Origin of the sequence: Streptomyces sp. NPDC004732 (genome assembly GCF_040609235.1) — a bacterium.
Classification (GTDB): Bacteria; Actinomycetota; Actinomycetes; order Streptomycetales; family Streptomycetaceae; genus Streptomyces.
This window is the reverse complement of record NZ_JBEXJR010000005.1, coordinates 97151-114779: the sequence shown is the minus strand read 5'-3', so window position 1 is coordinate 114779 and position 17629 is coordinate 97151. Positions and strand designations below refer to the sequence as shown.

Sequence of the window (17629 nt, the reverse complement as noted above, 5' to 3'; positions counted from 1 at the left end):
TGGGCATGACCGCGACACCCTCCCCCGCTTACCCCGCATATCCCGCCTACCCCGCCCATCCCGCTCCCCCCTCCCCCGTCCCGCCGCTCCCCTACCACCGCCTCGCCCTGATCACGGGACGGCACCGCTGGTGGCGTCCCCTGGCCGGAACCGCGCTGCTGCTTGCGGGCGCCGTCGCCGCGACGCTCGTGGTGCTGCTGGCCGGTGAGATCGCGGGCGCGCTCCTGAACCGGCCCGTCGGCAAGGACGGCTCCCGCGTCTGGGGCGGCATCGGGGAGATGGGGGTGGCGCTGCTGTCGCTCGCGGTGCTCACGCCGGTGGTGTTCGCGGCCGCGCACTGGGCCCAGCGGCGCCCGGCGGGCACGCTCTCCTCGGTGACCGGGCGGCTGCGGTGGCGCTGGCTGGGGCGCTGTCTCGTGGTCGCGCTGCCGCTGGTCGTCGCGTCGCTGGGGATCATGCTGCTGCTGCCCGAGTCGGGGGGCGGCGGCGCCGAGAACACCGCGGGCGGCACGGAGTGGGCCGGGTGGCCCGACTTCCTGCTCGGCCTCGCGATGGTGTGCGTGCTCGTGCCGTTCCAGGCGTCGGCGGAGGAGTACGCGTTCCGGGGCTGGCTCACCCAGGCGGTCGGCGCCTGGTGCCGTTCGCCGTGGGTGGCGATCGTGCCGCAGGCGCTGCTGTTCGCCTCGGCCCACGGCTGGGGCACGCCGTGGGGCTTCGCGGACCTCGTGGTGTTCGGCCTGGTGGCGGGCGTGCTGACGGTCCGTACCGGCGGGCTTGAGGCGGCGATCGGGCTGCACGTGGTCAACAACCTGCTGGCGATGGGCATATCGGCCGCGATCGCCGGGGCCCTCGCATCCGACGAGACGGCCGCGGACATGGACTGGATGTCGGTGGGCGTCGACGTGGTGATGCTGCTCGGGTACGCGGCGATCGTGCTGCGCCTCGCGGGACGGCGCCGGATCACCGCGGTCTCCGACCCCGCGTCCTTCCCCGCGCCCGCTCCCGCCCCGGCCCCGCCGGTATGGGTCTCGCACTGAGCCGGTCCCACGAGGCGCGTACTTAATCAGTTGCCCCGCCCCGCCCCGCGCTGCTGCACTTGCGGCAGCCGGGGCGAGCCCGGTGGAGTCTGCGAAGGAGCAGGAAATGCGGCGTTCGTGCATGTCCCACGCGAAAGGAATTCCCACTTCCCCAAAGGACATGACGGTACGTGCATTCACCTGCCCCGCGCCTTCCGCGCACCCTGAACCTGGGCATTCTGGCCCACATCGACGCCGGTAAGACCAGCCTGACCGAGCGGCTCCTGCATGCCGCAGGTGTCATCGACGAGGTCGGCCGCGTCGACGACGGAAACACGCAGACCGATTCGCTCGCCCTGGAGCGGCAGCGCGGCATCACCATCAAATCCGCGGTCGTCTCCTTCGCCGTCGACGGCACGACGGTCAATCTGATCGACACCCCCGGTCACCCGGACTTCATCGCCGAGGTGGAGCGGGTCCTCAGCGTGCTCGACGGCGCCGTGCTCGTGGTCTCCGCCGTGGAGGGCGTCCAGGCGCAGACCCGCGTCCTGCTGCGGACGCTGCGGCGGCTGCGCATCCCCACGCTGATCTTCGTGAACAAGACGGACCGCGGCGGCGCCCGTTACGACGGCGTGCTGCGGCACATCGCCGAGCGGCTGACCCCGGACGTCGTCCCGATGGGCACGGTCTCCGGCATCGGCACGCGCGAGGCGCGCTTCGCCCCGTTCACCGCCCGCAGCGCCGGGTCCGGCGGCTTCACCGCCCGGCTGACCGAGCTGCTCGCCGGGCACGACGACACGCTCCTGGCCGCGTACGTCGACGACCCGGCGTCCCTCTCGTACGACCGGCTGCGCACCGAGCTGGCCCGGCAGACCCGGCGTGCCCTCGTGCACCCGGTGTTCTTCGGCTCGGCGGCCACCGGCGTGGGGGTGCGGGAACTGACGGACGGGATCAGTGAGTTGCTGCCCGGCGTCGCCGGGGACGCCGAAGGGCCGGTCTCCGGCAGCGTGTTCAAGGTCGAGCGGGGCACGGCCGGGGAGAAGATCGCGTACGTCCGCATGTTCTCCGGCACCGTCCGCACGCGCGACCGCCTGGCCATCGGCGACGGCGGGGGCGGGGCGGCCCGCGAGGGCAAGGTCACGGGCATCGGCGTCTTCGAGGCGGGCACGGACGTCCAGCGCACGGAGGTCCGCGCGGGGCAGATCGGCAAGCTGCGCGGGCTCGGGGACGTACGGATCGGGGACGTGATCGGCGTACCCCGCGAGGGAGTCGAGTACGGCGCGCACTTCTTCGCGCCGCCGACCCTCGAAACGGTCGTCACCCCGCTGCGCGCCGCCGACCGCGGCGCCCTGCACCTCGCGCTCACCCAGCTCGCCGAGCAGGACCCGCTGATCGGCCTGCGGCAGGACGCCGTCCGCCAGGAGGTCTCGGTCTCGCTCTACGGAGAGGTGCAGAAGGAGGTCGTCCAGGCGACGCTCGCCGAGGACTTCGGGCTCGACGTCTCCTTCCGGGAGACCACGACGATCTGCGTCGAGCGGGTCGTCGGGACCGGTTCGGCGTACGAGATCATCGACAAGGACCCCAATCCGTTCCTGGCCACGGTCGGGCTGCGGGTGGCGCCCGCGCCGGTCGGCGCCGGGGTGGAGTTCCGCCTCGGGGTCGAGCTCGGCTCGATGCCGTACGCGTTCTTCAGGGCCGTCGAGGACACGGTCAGGGAGACGCTCCACCAGGGAGTCCACGGCTGGCGCATCCCCGACTGCACGGTGACGATGACGCACTGCGGCTACTGGCCGCGGCAGAGCCACGCCCACGGCACGTTCGACAAGAGCATGTCGAGCACCGCGGGGGACTTCCGGAACCTGACGCCGCTGGTCCTGATGGACGCGCTGCGGGCGGCGGGCACGGCGGTGCACGAGCCGATGCACCGGTTCCGGCTCGACGTGCCCGCCGACACGGTCGGGGCGGTCCTGCCCGTCCTCGCCCGGCTGCGCGCCGTCCCACACACGCAGACGACCAGCGGGGCGTCGTACCACCTGGAAGGGGACATCCCCGCGCAGCAGGTGCACGCGCTGGAGCAGCAGCTGCCCGGACTCACGCGCGGCGAGGGCGAGTTGGAGTCCGCCTTCGACCACTACGAGCGGGTGCGCGGCGGCGCCGTACCGACGCGTGAGCGGACCGATCACGATCCGCTGCACCGCAAGGAGTACCTGCTGCGGGTGGTGCGCAGGACGAGTGGCGGCGGACGGGAGGGGACCGCCGCCACTGCGGCCCGGTGACACTTCCGATGCTGCGGGCGCCCCTCAGGCGTCCCGCAGCGGACGGGTCAGCGCCCGCAGCCGCTCGCGGTCCGCGATGATGTTGATCTCCACGATCCGGCCGTCCACGACCGTGAAGGACCCGAGCGAGACCGCCTCGCCGCCGGGGAGCGCGACCAGGCCCGGCATGCCGTTGAGGAACACCAGGTGCTGGTCCGCGGCGACCCGCGCGAACATCGCGGCCTGTCCGGCCACTTCCGCGGCGCCGCGCACCACCTTGGAGAGCCCGGACGACAGCTCGCCGGTGTCCGCGCGCAGCACGACGTCCGGGTCGAGGAGTTCGAGCAGCGCGTCGAAGTCACCGGCGCGCGTGGCGGCCATCCATGCCTCGACGACCTCGCGCTGCTTGGCGACGTCGGTCTCCGCCGCGGGTGTGGAGCCCTGCACGCGGCGGCGGGCCCGGCTGGCCAGCTGCCGGGTGGTGGCCGCCGAACGCTCCACGATGGGCGCGATCTCGTCGAAGGGCACGGCGAACATGTCGTGCAGCACGAACGCGAGCCGTTCGGCGGGCGCCAGCGTCTCCAGTACGACGAGGAGCGCGAGGCCCACCGAGTCGGCGAGCAGCACCTCCGCCTCGGGGTCGGCCGCGTCGGCGCGGGTCACGACCGGGTCCGGGATGTGGGTCTCGCCGAAGGCCTGCACGGACGCGTCGAGGGAGTCCTCGCGCCGGGACTGCCGGGTGCGCAGCAGGTCGAGGCAGATGCGGCCGACGACGGTGGTCAGCCAGCCGCCCAGGTTCCGCACCTCCTCCGCGTCCGGGGCGTCCGCCGTGCGGCTCAGCCGGAACCACGCCTCCTGCACCGCGTCCTCGGACTCGCTCAGCGAGCCGAGCATGCGGTACGCCACCGCGTTCAGCCGGGGTCTGTGCTCCTCGAACCGCGCCGCGAGGGCGACTTGAGCCGATCCGTTCTCGTTCATCCTTCAATTGAACAGGAGGTTCAGCCGACGCGGTCCGCCGCCCTGGGATCCTCGGCCGGGGCCACCGGTCCAGGACGACGCATGAGCAGGACCGAGACGACCCCGAGCACCGCCGCGCACAGCGTGGAACCGATCGTGATGGCGGCGAACCCGCTGCGCGAGGCGTCGTCGGCGTCGCCCGCGAAGCTGGCGAACAGCGAGCCGAAGAGCGACACCGCGATGGCCTCGCTGCCGAGGCGCACCGTGTTGATCCAGCCCGCTCCCATGCCCGCCTCGTCCGCCGGGACGTGCGCGAGCGCCTCGCCGTCGACGAGACCCGCCTGCAGCCCGAACCCGATGCCGACGACCACCATCGGCAGCGCCATCCAGGCGAGCCCGGGAGCGGCGGTCGCGCCCGCAAGGACCAGACCCGCGACCAGCAGACCGATGCTCCACGTGAAGATGGTGTGGGCCGGTGTGCCGCGGGCGGTCATGCGGGCGGCGATGAGCGGGGCGACGAGGACGGGCAGCGTCAGGAACATCAGGTACGCGCCGCTGGCGCCCGCCGAGGCGCCGTACGCGCCCTGGAAGAACACCGGCAGATAGGCGACCGCGTTGGTGAAGGTGAACGACGCCACCGCGACCACCAGCGTGATGCCGGAGAAGCGCCTGCTGCGCAGGGTGCCCAGACTCAGCAGCGGGTTGGGCGCGGTCGACTCCCGCCAGGCGAAGAGGCCGTAACAGCCGATGCCGACGGCCGTGCAGAGCAGGAAGGGCGGCGAGGCCCAGCCCGTCGCCGAGCCGAGCGCGAGGCCGCCGAGGGTGACGGTGGTCGCCGTGCAGAAGAGCGCGGCGCCCGCCCAGTCGATGCGGGCGGCGCGCCGCTTCTCGTGGGCGGCGGCCCGGCGGATCAGCGGCATGCCCGCGCACGCGACGACCAGGCAGGCCAGCTGGAAGCCGTAGACGAGGCGCCAGCCGGAGAGCTGGGTGAGCAGTCCGCACAGGGACGGGCCGAATGCCAGGGAGAGACCGGCGACCGAGCCGAGGAAGGCGAAGGCGCGGGTGCGCTGTTCGCCCTCGAAGTTCGACGACACGACGGCCGAGCCCACCGAGAAGACGGCCCCGGCCCCCGCCCCCGCCACCAGCCGGGCCCCGTCAAGGACCCAGTAGTTGCCCGCGACGAGGCTGAGCGCGGAGCCCGCGCCGAACGTGAGGAGTCCGAAGAGCAGCGCCTGCCAGCGCCCGATGATGTCGGCGACGGAGCCCCACACGAGGGTCGAGCAGGCGAACGTCAGGTTGTATCCGTTGAGGACCCACTGCTCGCCCACCGACGAACTGCCCAGGTCGTCGGAGATGTCGCCCAGGGACACCGCGGTGCCGGACACCGACAGCGGGACCGTGAAGATGGCGAGCAGGATGACGGGCATGAGCAGGCGCGTGCCGGGCGCCGGGGCGCCCGGCCGCTCACGCGTGGAGCTCATCGGCGGCGGACACACGGCACTCGTCGAGGAAGTCGACGATGTGTCCGAACACGTCAAGGGCGGCGTTGCGGCCGATGAACGCGTCCAGGTGGCCGTAGCCCGGCACCTCCACGTATCTGACGTCCATCTCGGGATACCGGCGCTTGAGGACGTCGTGGCAGATCTCGTTCGAGTCGTACCAGAAGCGGTTGTCGCTGCCGGAGAGCAGCATGAGCGGGGTCCCGAACGAACCGGCCTCGTCGAGGGCGTTCTTCGGCAGTGCGTCGTAGCGGCCGTCGCTGTCGTTGTACCGCATCATCGTGTGGGCCAGTTCGATGCTGCGCAGATGCGGCAGGATCCACATCGGCACCGTGCCGTACAGGTCGGCGAGGCGGTCGTGGGTGACCTCGTCGAGGTTGTCGTGCTCGAAGAGCGAACCGCCCACGCCCCACGAGTCGTTGTGCAGGATCTGGCAGTTGGGGTCCTTGCACTCGGCGCCCAGCGACACCTCGGCGAAGATCAGCGAGTGCTTCGACCACATGCCGACCTTCTTGAAGTCGGTGGGGATGTTGACGAAGCGGGAGCGCAGCAGCTCCCCGCCGAAGTGCAGGCGCGCCCGCGTCTTCCAGGACATCTTCGGGGTGAGGAACACGCCCTGCGCGACGACTCCGGACAGGCCCGGCACCAGACCGGCCGCCATGCTCAGCGACAGGCACATCGCCCCGATGCAGTGCGCCACGACGAGGAGTTCGCGCCCTTCGATGCGCTCCTTGATCAGGGACACGGCCTCGGGGATGTCGTAGAGCGCCACGTCGTCGAAGGTGTACCGGACCCGGCCCTCGTTGTAGGGCAGTCGGCAGCTGCCCCGCCAGTCCAGGAGCCAGGGCTCGTAGCCCGAGTCGAGCAGGACGTCCACCAGGTTGCGGGTCTCGGGCAGCGTGAACATGTCCGCCGACGCGGTCAGTCCGTGCAGGACCAGGACGACCGGGCGGTCGGTGGAGCCGTCCTCGGGGGCGACCCGGGTGAGGCCGAGCCGGGTGCCGTCGGAGGCGGTGAAGGGGATGTCCTCGACGCGGTCGCCGAGTGCGTGGTGGAGGGGCCTCAGCGTCGTCATCGGGTCTGCTCCCTTTTGATCATCAGCTTCCTGATCTTGCGTTGCAGCTTGTCCTGGTCCCGGTCGATGGCGTCCTTGCGCAGGTCGAGGAGTTCGGCGACGGCGCGCAGGGACGGCTCCGCGAGGCCCATGCCGACCTGGACGAAGAACCAGGAGAGCCAGGCCAGCTTGGCGAGCCGCCGCTCCTGCGACGACAGCCTCGGGTCGACCTCGATGCCGTCGATCTGGTCGGGCACGTAGCTCTTGCCGGGGACCTTGACGACACCGGCCAGGGTCGCCGGTTCGTTCTCGCGGCCGAGGGTGACCTCGATGGTCCTGGTCTGCTTCCAGAAGTCGCGGCTGGCGCGGGCCGTCTTCCAGCCCTCCAGCCACCAGCGGCCGCCGTCGCGGTCCACCAGGACCAGCCGGTAGCGCAGCAGCGGGTGGTCGCTGCCGTGCCGCAGCGGGACGCCCTCGTCGGGGCGGACCCAGATCTCGCCCGCCTCCACGGTCAGCGGTTCCGGGTGCAGCCGCTCGCAGAACACCTCACCGCGGACATCGATCTTCCGGTGGCGTACGACCTGGTACATGCTGGCGATGGACAGGGTGAGCGCCATCCTGCACTTGGCGTCGCGCTCCCCGCCGACCGGGCCGACCCGGCCCTTGGTCCGCTCGCGGAACTGCAGGTAGGGCGGGTCCTCGCGGCTGGGCAGCCGGGCGACGCCGTCCTTCGCCATCCGCTCGAAGGCCTTCAACTGCGCCTGCGATCCGTACCGTTCGGCCTCCGGGAGCCGGTGGCGCGCGACGAAGCGGTCGGTGCGCTCCGAGCCCGCCTCCGGGCCGAACATCAGCGCCTCGAAGAGCTTCATGGCGGTGGGGCTGCGCAGGATGCGGATCAGGAAGTCCAGTTCGGGCACCGGCTCGGAGGCGTGCCGCGCGAGCAGGTCGTCGCGCCAGTCGCGCCAGTTGGCCACCCGTACGTTCATCCCGGCCAGCTTCATGTCCTTCACCAGCTGGGGCAGGGTCTCCGCGCGGCCGGTGACGTTGTAGTTCTGGCCCCACGCGGCGGGGTCGAAGACCACGGCCGCCGTCACCTTGCTGATCCAGTCCACCGGCGCGAGGTTCATGAACTTGAAGGCGGGCACGGTCCGGTAGCGGGAGAACGCGCCGATCAGCCCTGTGCTGAGGTCGTGCGGGTTGTACACGCCCGTGCGGGTGTGTCCGCCGATCGCGCCGGGCCGCAGGAACGTGACGGTCAGACCGTGCTCACGGGCGCGCCGCAGCACCGCCTCGGCCGCCCACTTCGACTTGTCGTAACCGGCGAAGAGTCGGTCGATGTGCGCGACCGGGTCGTCCTCGCCCATCTTCTCGATGCCGACCTCGTTGAAGACGGCGACCGAGGAGATGTGGTGCAGCGGCTTGGCGCGGCCCGTCATCGCCAGTTCGGCGAGGGCCAGCGGGCCCAGGACGTTGGTCTGGCGCAGCGAGGGGTAGCCGCGCAGGAAGTCGACGGCGGCGGCCACGTTGACGATCGAGTCGACGTCCTGGGCGAGACCGTCCCAGACCTCCTGCGACAGTCCCAGGCACGGCTGCCTGAGGTCGGCGGCGAGGACGGTGACGCGGCGCCGCACCTCGGCGGTCCAGGGCTGGTCGAAGCCGGCCAGGGCGTCGCCGATGCGCCGTTCGGCCGCCGCGTCGTCGGCCGCGCGCACCAGGCACACCACGTGGGCGTCGCCCTGCCGCAGCAGGTCGAGCAGGAGGTGGCTGCCGAGGTAGCCGGTGGCGCCGGTCAGCAGGATGCGGCGGGGCGGCACGGGGTCGGCCTGACGGCTGAACGGCAGCCGGTCGGCGAGCGCGAGGTCGGCGAGGATCGCCTCCAGGTCCTCGTTCGCGCCGTCGTCCGAGGCGCGGACGACGACCGGGGCGATCGACGCGTTCGGGCGGGCTGTTGTGCTCTCCGGGGTACTGGGGAGCACGACGGGGGCGGCCGCGACGGTGGGTGCCGCGGCGGGCGTCGGCGCGGGGGCTGTCGCGGAGGCCGACGCGGAGGCCGCGGAGGCCGTCGTGGGCAGGCCCAGGGCCTTGGCCCAGCGCTGGGCCAGGCGCCGCGGCCTGGCGTCGGCGAAGACGTCGTCGAGGGTCAGCTGTACGTCCAGCTCCCGCGCCATCAGCGCGACGAGCTCGACGGCGTCCACGGAGGACAGACCGGCGTCGAACAGGTCCGTCTCGGAGTCGGGTGCGCCACCGGGCAGGAAGCGGGCGGCGCGGGCCGCGATGTCCGCGGCGACCTCCGCAACGCCTCGCGCCGGGCGTGCCGCCGCGGGATCGGTGGGATTCGTCGGCGTCGTCGTGCCGGCAGGCTGCGCGGCGGCAGGTCCGGCCGGCGGCTTCCGGAAGTGCGCGAGGAGATCGGACGCGGCGGCCCTGCCGGGGCCGCGCCGCTCGATCGCCTCCTCCTCGGGACGCCGGTTGACACTGCGGTTGCGACTCGTGCCGCTGGCCGCCTCAGGCATTGCTGTCCTCCGCTGCGTGATCGGATGCGGAGTCCCAGGAACGGAACTCCCGAAGTGGTGCGAGCCCCACCGCTGTCTCCAGGCGGGGTGCGTCGACGTCGCCGCCGCCCAGGCGGGACACCAGGCGTCGGGCGGGAATGTTGCGGGGCGTGTTGTCGGCGATCAGGCGCACCGTGGTGCAGCCGTGGGCCTCGGCCCGGTCGGCCAGCCACTGCAGCAGCCGGTCCTCGACGCCCCGGCCGAGCACCCGGCAGCTCATCATCCAGGCGACGACTTCGAGCGCGTCGCCGTCGACGGTGACGGCCAGGACGCCGATCTGCCCGTACGCGCCGAAGCGGTCCCGCGCGGTCGCCGTCCACACCTCGCCGCTCTGCCGCAGCCGCGCCAGTTCGGCGGGGTCCAGGGGACGGGGCCGCAGGTTGAACTGGTTGGTGCGCCTGCTGAGCTGGACGGTGCGCTCGGCCGTCTCCTCGGTCACCGGCTCGATGTCGAGTTCGAGCCGGAGGTTCTCCAGGAAATCGGCGAAGCCGAGCTGGGCCCGGGCCTCGTCGCGCACCTGCTCCTGACGGTAGAAGTCGGCCCGTGCGGAGTCCTCCGCCGTCGCGGCCCGCGGCACCATCGGCCAGAGCCTGGCGACGAAGTCGGCGAGCTCGTCCGCGCTCGGGCAGGTGAGGCAGAGCACTTCCGGGAGCTGTGCGCGGACCCCGGCGATCTCGACGGGGTTGTCGTCGAGGAAGAGGAAGCTGTCGAGGCCGAGCCGCAGCTCGTCGGCGATCCTGACGATCCGGGTCCACTTGGGTTCCCAGGCGGCGGAGATCGCGGCGAAGTGCTCGCGGCGCAGCGGGCTGTCGGGGCGGTCGAGGATGCGGTGCACGGTCTCCTCGTCGTTGTTGGAGACCATGGCGAGCAGGACCCCCGCCTCCCGCCACTGCAGCAGCCGGGCGGCGAGCAGCGCGCGGGCGCCGGTGAAGTCGACGTTCTCCGGGCCGACTTCACCGGCGATGCCGCTCCACAGCGTTTCGTCGCCGTCGACGACGATCACCTTGGGCGCCCGGCGGCGGACCCGCTGGAGGACGTCGGCGAGGCGCAGCGCCACCAGTGCCTGGAACTCGTCCTGGAAGGGCAGGTGGGCCATGGCGTCGGTGTGGGGGTCGAACACGTCCGCCACCGGGTAGTCGTCGTCGGTCCAGGTGTCCGAGGGCAGGACGGCGATGCCGGGCACGTCGGCGAGGCGTCCCGTCACCTGCTTTTCCCAGTCCCGCAGTCGGCCGTCGGCGTCGGCGCTCTCCGGGAGGACGCTCTCCGGCAGGAAGGCGACGACGAGCGGCTTGCGGGTGCGCTCCGCGAGGGAGCGCAGCGCGGCCGGGTACTCGTCGGCGAGCTGGTCGAGCAGCACGTCCTCGGGGCCGCTCCCGGCGTCCGTGAACCGGGTCAGGTCCCCTGGCCGCAGCAGCACGAGGCCGACGGCCGTCGAAGCCTCGACGAACACGCTGCCCGGATCGTGCAGGCTCGCGAGGACCTGGTGGTACGGCGCCTCCGCCACGTCGAAGGGCCCGTCATCGGCTCCGGCGTCCTGCATGGCGAAGGACAGCATGGCCGGGAGGTTGCCGAGGGCGAAGGTCGCGGCGAGGGCGATCTGGGGGGTGGCCTCGGGGGCGGGGACGGGGGTGGGGGTGGGCAGGGCTTCGGTCTGACCGGTGGCGGTAGGCGCCGTCGCCGACATGGTCGCGTCCGCCGCGAACTCCCCGGCGAGGTGCAGGAACTCCGTGGCCAGGGACGCGCAGGCCGCGTCGTCGAGTACGTCGGTGTTGTATTCGAGGCCGACTTTCCCGAGGCCCGGCATCACCGTGACCATCAGGTCCAGGTCGGAGTAGCCCGTGCCCGCGGGGACGATGCGCAGCCCCTCCGCGGCTCCCGCCTGCGGCGGCATGTAGTTGAAGTAGACCTCGACGAGAGGCGCGTCCTGCCGGTACAGGCCTTCCTGGACGAGGGCGGACATCGCGTCGAAGAACGTGACGCCGCGCTCCAGGACCCTGCTGAGCCGACTGTCGGTGCGCCGCAGCACGTCCTCGGCGGTGTCCGTGGCGTCGACCTGGGCGGCGTACGGGATCGGCAGCCCGAAGTATCCGACGGCGTCGAGGGCGGACACGTGCATGCGGGTGTCCACGGGAACCGCGAGGACGAACCGGTCGCGGTCGCGCACCCGGGCCAAGTGCGCGGTGAGCGCGCCGAGCCAGAACGCGGCGGGCGTGATGCCGAGCGCCCTGGCCCGGCCCTCCACCTGCTCCTGGAGGTCCTTCGGCAGGTCCGCCAGGTGCATGGCCGAGCGGAACGACCGCTGCGCGGGGCGCGGGGCGGCCAGTTCCAGGTCGAGCCTGCGGGCACCCACGAAGTCCGTACGCCAGTCGCCCGACGCCCCGGACCGGGCCCCGGACTGCGCGTCGGTCCCGCCCTGGGCCCGCAGCAGCAGGTCGATGTCGCGGTTGGTGACCGTGGCGGGCGGCTCGGCACCGGCGAGTCCGGCACCCAGACCGTGCGCCACGAGCATGAGCGAGGCCAGGTCGGAGACGGCGTGGTGCGCGCCGAACACGAGGATCTGCTCGCCGGACGGACGGGCGAGCAGCTCGAACCGCCACAGCGGGGCGGTGGCCAGGTCGAACGGCGGCTCCATCAGCGCGCACAGCCGCTCGTCGACGTCGGTGTCCTCGGCGACGTCCGACCAGCGCACCAGGTCGCCGTCGAGCGAGCGACGCACCTCCAACTGCTGCCCGCCGTCGGCGTCCGGGACGATCGCGGTGCGCAGCGCGGCGTGCCGGGCGGCGAGCGAGGAGACGACCTCGGCGAGCCGCTGCGGGGTCGTCGGCGCGGTGAGCCGCACGGCGAGTCCGATGTGGTGCGTGACGCCCGGTGTGCCGTGCTGTTCGGCACGGAGGAGCCGGACGACGTCGCGGGTGGCCGGGTGGCGTACGACGTCGTCGACGGTCTCGTCGACGGCCGTGCTGTCGGCCGCACCGTCGATGGCGCCGTCCGACGACGCCGCCTCGGTCGTCCCTTCCGCTCCCGCGATCAGTTCGTCGGCGATGGAGTCCACACTGGCGCCGTTGAAGAGCGAGGCGATCGGCACGGACCGGCCGAAGTCGGCCTCGATCAGGCTGCGGATCTGCATGGCCATCACGGAGTCGAGGCCCTGCCCGACAAGTGCCGCGCCGGTGTCGAGCTCCGCGGTGTCGAAGCCCATCGTCGCGGCGAACCGGTACCGCAGCCGGTCCACGACTGCGTCCCGCGAGTCGAGCGAGAGCCGTCCGCCCGTGTCCGCCCGGCGCCCCTGACGGGACCCCGCGAGGCGGCGGCGCGGCGGGAACAGGCCGACGAGGAGCGGGGGCAGCAGCGCCGGTTCGGTGGTGCGCAGGACGGGTTCGTTGAGGGCCGCCGCCAGGAGCAGCGCGTCGTCCGCGTCCCGGGTGAGCGCCGCGTCCAGGAGCGCGAGCCCCTGCTCGGTGGAGAGGGCGGCGATGCCCCCGCGGTTGATCCGCTCCAGATCGGCGTCGCCGAGGTGCCCGGTCATGCCGGTCGCCTCGGCCCACAGGCCCCAGGCCAGGGAGAGTCCGGGCAGTCCGGCCCGGCGGCGCTGCTGCATCAGCGCGTCGAGGAACGCGTTGGCGGCCGCGTAACTGCCCTGGCCCGCGCCGCCGAGGACGCCCGCGAGGGAGGAGAAGACCACGAAGGAGGACAGCTCCGCCCCTGCGGTCAGCGTGTGCAGGTTCCAGACGCCGTCGGTCTTCGGCCGCAGCACGGCGTCGAGGCCGTCCGCGTCGATGGACTCGACGACGGCGTCGCGGAGCACGCCCGCGGCATGGACGACGGCGGTCAGCGGATACTCCTGCGGCAGGTGGCGCAGGACGCGGGCCAGCTGCTCGCGGTCGGCCGCGTCGCAGGCGACGACGGTGACGCGGGCTCCCGCGGCGGTGAGTTCGTCGCTCAGGGCGGCGACGCCGTCGCCGGTGGGGCCGCGGCGGGACAGCAGGAGGAGGTGCCGGGCGCCGAGCCGGGCGGCGTGCCGGGCCACCTGCGCGCCGAGGCCGCTCGTGCCGCCGGTGATCAGGACGGTGCCCGTGCCGAGAGCGGCGGCGGGTGCGGCTCCCGGGGCCGGCTGCGCGTCTTGGGGGCGGAGGGCGGGGACGTACAACTGCCCCTCCCTGAGCACGAGTTCATGCGAGCCGGAGCGCAGGACGTCCGACAGTGCCTGCGGGTCAAGCCCGTCGGTGCCGGTGTCGGTGTCGGTGTCGGTGTCGGTGTCGGTGTCCACGAGGAGTACGCGGCCGGGGTTCTCGGCGCGTGCGGCCCTGGCCAGACCCCAGACGGGGGCCTGGGCGAGGTCGAGCGCGACGTCGGGCGCCTCGGCTCCGGTGAGCACCGCGCGACGGGTCAGCACGACCAGCCGCGCCGAGGCGGGCCGGTCCTGCGCCAGCCACTCCTGAATCCGCCCCAGGGTGTCGTGGAGGACGGCCCGCGCACGGGCGGCGTCGTCGTCTCCGGCAGCGGTGACGGCGGCGGCCGTGGCGGCGACGTCGAGGACCGTCACGTCCGAGGTCTCCGAAGTCTCCGAGGCCTTCGAGGTCTTCGAGGCCTTCGAGGCCTTTGGATCCGCGGCCTTCCCGCCGTCACCGTCACCCGGCGCGTACGGCGACCAGGTGAGGGACAGCAGCGACTGCGTGCTGTTGTCCGGGGTGGCGAGATCACCGGCGGCCACCGGTCGTACGAGGAGGGAGTCGATCCGCGCGACCGGCGTGCCGGACGGATCGGCCGCCTCCACCGTGAACGTGTCGTCGCCGGTGGGCACAATGCGTACGCGCACCTCGTTCGCGCCCCGGCCGTGCAGCGTGACCGCGCCGAAGGAGAAGGGCAGCGGCGTGGCGCCGTCGAGGCCGTCCACGGCCGCGGCCTGCAGTGCGGCGTCGAGGAGGGCGGGGTGCGCTCCGAAGCGCCGCGCCTCCTCCGCCTGCCGCCCGGGCAGGGCGACCTGCGCGAGGATCTCGCCGTCGAGCCGCCACACGTCGGACAGGCCCTGGAAGGCGGGCCCGTACTCCAGACTGGCGTCGGCCATCGTGTCGTAGTGCGTGGCGGCGTCGAGCCGTTCGGCCCCCGCGGGCGGCCATGCGGCGCCGTACAGCGGGTTGTCGGCCGACGAGCCGTCGCCCGGGGACCCGGCTTCGGACAGGAGACCGCTCGCGTGCCGGGTCCACTGTCCGGTGCCGTCGGAGCGGCGGGGACGGGCGTATACGTCGAGAGCGTGCGGGCGCCCGGCGCCGTCCGCGCCGCCGATCTGCACCTGGATGTCGACCTCGCCCTGCTCGGGCAACTGCAGCGGCGCGGTCAGCGTCAGGTCCCGCACCGTGTCGCAGCCGACCTCGTCGGCGGCGCGCAGAGCCATCTCGACGAAGGCGGTACCCGGCAGGATGACCGTGCCGAAGACCGCGTGGTCCGCGAGCCACGGCTGTGCGGCGCGGGACAGGCGCCCGGTGAGCACGACGTCGTCGCTGTCCGCGAGCCGGACTGCCGCGCCGAGCAGCGGGTGCCGCACGGCTTCCAGGCCCGCGGAGCCGAGGTCGGCGGAGGCGGCCGCGGCGGGCTGCCAGTACCGGCGGCGCTGGAAGGCGTACGTCGGCAGCTCGACGAGTTCACCCCCCGCCAGCCACGGCGCCCAGTTCACATCGGCTCCGGCCACGAACACCTCGGCCAGACCGCGCAGCAGTTGGGCCTTCTCGTCCTCGTTGCGGCGGAGTGTTCCGACGGCGGTCACGCCCGTCGTACGAAGGTGGTCGGCGTTCTGCGCGACGGCGCCGAGCAGGACGGGGTGGGGGCTGGATTCGACGAAGACGCGGTGTCCGGCCTCCAGGAGGTTCTGCAGGGCGGAGTCGAAACGGACGGTCTGACGGAGGTTCGTGAACCAGTACTCCGCGTCCATCGCGGCCGTGTCGATGACATCCCCGGTGACCGTGGAGAACAACGGGACCTGACCGCTCCGCGGCTCGATCTTCGCGAGGACCTCCAGCAGCTCGTCCCGCAGGTCCTCGACCTGGGGCGAGTGCGAGGCGTAATCCACCGCGATCCGCCGCACCTGAACACCATCGGCCTCACAGGCGGCCATGAACGCATCCAGCTCGTCAGGCGAACCGGACACCACGACCTGCTCAGGCCCATTGACCACGGCCACCTGAAGGCCGTCCGTGAGCCGCCCCACGACCTGCGCCTCGGGCGCCAGAACGGACACCATTCCGCCCCGACCAGCCAGCCGCACAATCGCCCGCGACCGCAGAGCGACCACACGCGCCGCGTCCTCCAACGACAGCGCGCCCGCGACACACGCAGCAGCGATCTCACCCTGCGAATGCCCCACCACAGCGGCCGGACGTACGCCCAGCGAGCGCCACAGCTCCGCCAGCGACACCATCACCGCGAACAACACCGGCTGCACCACATCCACCCGGCGCAGCAACTCCTCATCGCCCTCCCGGACGACGTCCAGCAGGCTCCAGCCGTCCACGAACGGCTCCAGCGCCGCACCGCACTCAGCCATCCGCCCCGCGAAGACCGGCGAGAACTCCAACAACTCCCGAGCCATGCCCACCCACTGCGAGCCCTGCCCCGGGAACACGAACACCGCACCACCGGAGACACTCGCCCCGGCACGCCCCGAGACCACGCTCGAAGCCTGACGTCCGGCCGCCAACTCCTCAAGAGCCGCGGTCAGTTCACCAAGATCGGAGCCGAGTACGACCGCACGGCGCTCCAACACCGCACGCCCACCCGCCAACGTGAACCCCACATCACGCAGCCCCAGCGCCCCACCCTCATCGAGCCGCGCAAGCAACCGCTCCGCCTGCCCCGCAAGAGCCGCCTCACTCCGCGCCGACAACACCCACGGAACCACCACGGAACCCTCATCCAGGGGAGCCAACTCACCCTCGGACTGGACCTCTTCGGTTTCGGGAGCCGCCTCCAGGATCACGTGCGCGTTCGTACCGCTGTAGCCGAAGGACGACACCCCGGCCCGGCGGGGCCGGTCGCCCTCGGGCCACGGGCGGTTCTCCGTGAGGAGTCGGACCTGGCCCTCGGTCCAGTCGACGTGGTGCGAGGGCTCGTCCACATGGAGGGTGCTGGGCATGACGCCGTGCCGCATCGCCTGCACCATCTTGATGATGCCCGCGACACCCGCCGCGGCCTGCGTGTGCCCGATGTTGGACTTCACGGAACCCAGCCACAACGGCCGCTCCACGTCCCGCCCTTGACCGTACGTGGCCAGCAGCGCCTGCGCCTCGATCGGGTCGCCCAGGGTCGTACCCGTGCCGTGGCCCTCGACCACGTCGACGTCCGCGGAGCCGAGCTGCGCGGCGGCCAGCGCGTCCTGGATCACGCGCTGCTGGGCGGGGCCGTTGGGCGCGGTCTGGCCGTTGGACGCTCCGTCCTGGTTCACCGCGCTGCCCCGCACGACCGCCAGGACCCGGTGGCCGTTGCGCTCCGCGTCGGACAGGCGCTCCAGGGCCAGGACGGCGACGCCCTCGCCCCAGCCGGTGCCGTCGGCGGCGGTGGCGTAGGACTTGCAGCGGCCGTCGGAGGCGAGGCCGCGCTGACGGGAGAACTCGATGAAGACGCCGGGCGTGGACAGCACCGTCACACCGCCCGCCAGGGCGAGCGAGCACTCGCCCGCACGCAGCGACTGCACGGCCTGGTGCAGCGCCACCAGCGAGGACGAGCAGGCCGTGTCGACGGTGACGGCGGGGCCCTGCAGCCCCAGCGCGTAGGAGACGCGTCCGGACACGAGGCTGCCGACGCTGCCGCCGCCGGGGTCGTAGTCGTGGTGGAAGGACCCGGCGAAGACGCCGGTGGCGGTGTCCTTGAGGGTCTGCGGGTTGATGCCCGCGCTCTCCAGGGCCTGCCACGACGCCTCCAGCATGAGGCGGTGCTGCGGGTCCATCCCGTGGGCCTCGCGGGGCGTGATGCCGAAGAACGCCGGGTCGAAGTCCGCCGCGTCGTGCAGGAATCCGCCGGAGCGGGTGTAGGTCTTGCCGGGGTTGCCGGGCTCCGGGTCGTAGAGGGCCTCGACGTCCCAGCCGCGGTCGGCCGGGAAGTTCCCGATCATGTCCTCGCCCTTGAGGACGACGTCCCACAGGTGGTCCGGCGAGGACACCCCGCCGGGCAGCCGACAGCTCATCCCGACGATCGCCACGGGTTCGCTGCGACGGTCCTCGAGGGTCTGCAACCGCCCTCGTGTGGCGTGCAGTTCCTGCGAGACCGCCTTGAGGTATTGGAGCAGTTCGCTTTCGGTGGGCATGAA

At 72.7% G+C, this 17629-nt stretch carries 7 protein-coding genes; 2 read left to right on the top strand and 5 right to left on the bottom strand.

Going from position 1 to position 17629, the window contains the following annotated elements:
- Nucleotides 1-5 precede the first annotated feature (5 nt).
- The gene (locus ABZV77_RS16045) at nucleotides 6-1037 is read left to right on the top strand and encodes a CPBP family intramembrane glutamic endopeptidase (RefSeq protein ID WP_356256296.1); all 1032 of its coding nucleotides are present in this window, start codon (nucleotides 6-8) and stop codon (nucleotides 1035-1037) included.
- A gap of 170 nt (nucleotides 1038-1207) precedes the next feature.
- Nucleotides 1208-3292, top strand: a complete 2085-nt coding sequence (locus ABZV77_RS16040; RefSeq protein ID WP_356256293.1) for a translation factor GTPase family protein — start codon at nucleotides 1208-1210, stop codon at nucleotides 3290-3292.
- A 24-nt stretch (nucleotides 3293-3316) separates the two neighbouring features.
- Here the strand turns inward: ABZV77_RS16040 and ABZV77_RS16035 are convergent, their stop codons facing one another.
- Genes ABZV77_RS16035 through ABZV77_RS16015 form a run of 5 tightly spaced genes read right to left on the bottom strand, consistent with a single transcriptional unit; the run spans nucleotide 3317 to nucleotide 17626 of the window.
- Nucleotides 3317-4249 carry a sigma-70 family RNA polymerase sigma factor gene (locus ABZV77_RS16035; protein WP_356256290.1) on the bottom strand — a complete coding sequence of 311 codons (933 nt, stop codon included), beginning with the start codon at nucleotides 4247-4249 and terminating at the stop codon, nucleotides 3317-3319.
- 20 nt (nucleotides 4250-4269) lie between these two features.
- Nucleotides 4270-5709, bottom strand: a complete 1440-nt coding sequence (locus tag ABZV77_RS16030) for an MFS transporter (RefSeq protein WP_356256287.1) — start codon at nucleotides 5707-5709, stop codon at nucleotides 4270-4272.
- Entirely contained in the window at nucleotides 5693-6802 is a 1110-nt protein-coding gene (locus ABZV77_RS16025; RefSeq protein WP_356256284.1) for an alpha/beta fold hydrolase, read from the bottom strand. Before ABZV77_RS16025 ends, ABZV77_RS16030 begins: the two co-directional genes overlap by 17 nt.
- Nucleotides 6799-9294, bottom strand: coding sequence for a thioester reductase domain-containing protein (locus ABZV77_RS16020; protein ID WP_356256281.1), 2496 nt, complete (start codon nucleotides 9292-9294; stop codon nucleotides 6799-6801). The genes ABZV77_RS16025 and ABZV77_RS16020 overlap by 4 nt, the downstream gene beginning before the upstream one ends.
- Entirely contained in the window at nucleotides 9287-17626 is an 8340-nt protein-coding gene (locus tag ABZV77_RS16015) for an HAD-IIIC family phosphatase (protein WP_356256279.1), read from the bottom strand. Before ABZV77_RS16015 ends, ABZV77_RS16020 begins: the two co-directional genes overlap by 8 nt.
- Nucleotides 17627-17629: the final 3 nt, after the last annotated feature.

Coding starts and splice junctions, on each gene's coding strand:
- ABZV77_RS16045 (WP_356256296.1), top strand. CDS start 6: ATGACCGCGACACCCTCCCCCGCTTACCCCGCATATCCCGCCTACCCC.
- ABZV77_RS16035 (WP_356256290.1), bottom strand. CDS start 4,249: ATGAACGAGAACGGATCGGCTCAAGTCGCCCTCGCGGCGCGGTTCGAG.
- ABZV77_RS16025 (WP_356256284.1), bottom strand. CDS start 6,802: ATGACGACGCTGAGGCCCCTCCACCACGCACTCGGCGACCGCGTCGAG.
- ABZV77_RS16015 (WP_356256279.1), bottom strand. CDS start 17,626: ATGCCCACCGAAAGCGAACTGCTCCAATACCTCAAGGCGGTCTCGCAG.
- ABZV77_RS16020 (WP_356256281.1), bottom strand. CDS start 9,294: ATGCCTGAGGCGGCCAGCGGCACGAGTCGCAACCGCAGTGTCAACCGG.
- ABZV77_RS16030 (WP_356256287.1), bottom strand. CDS start 5,709: ATGAGCTCCACGCGTGAGCGGCCGGGCGCCCCGGCGCCCGGCACGCGC.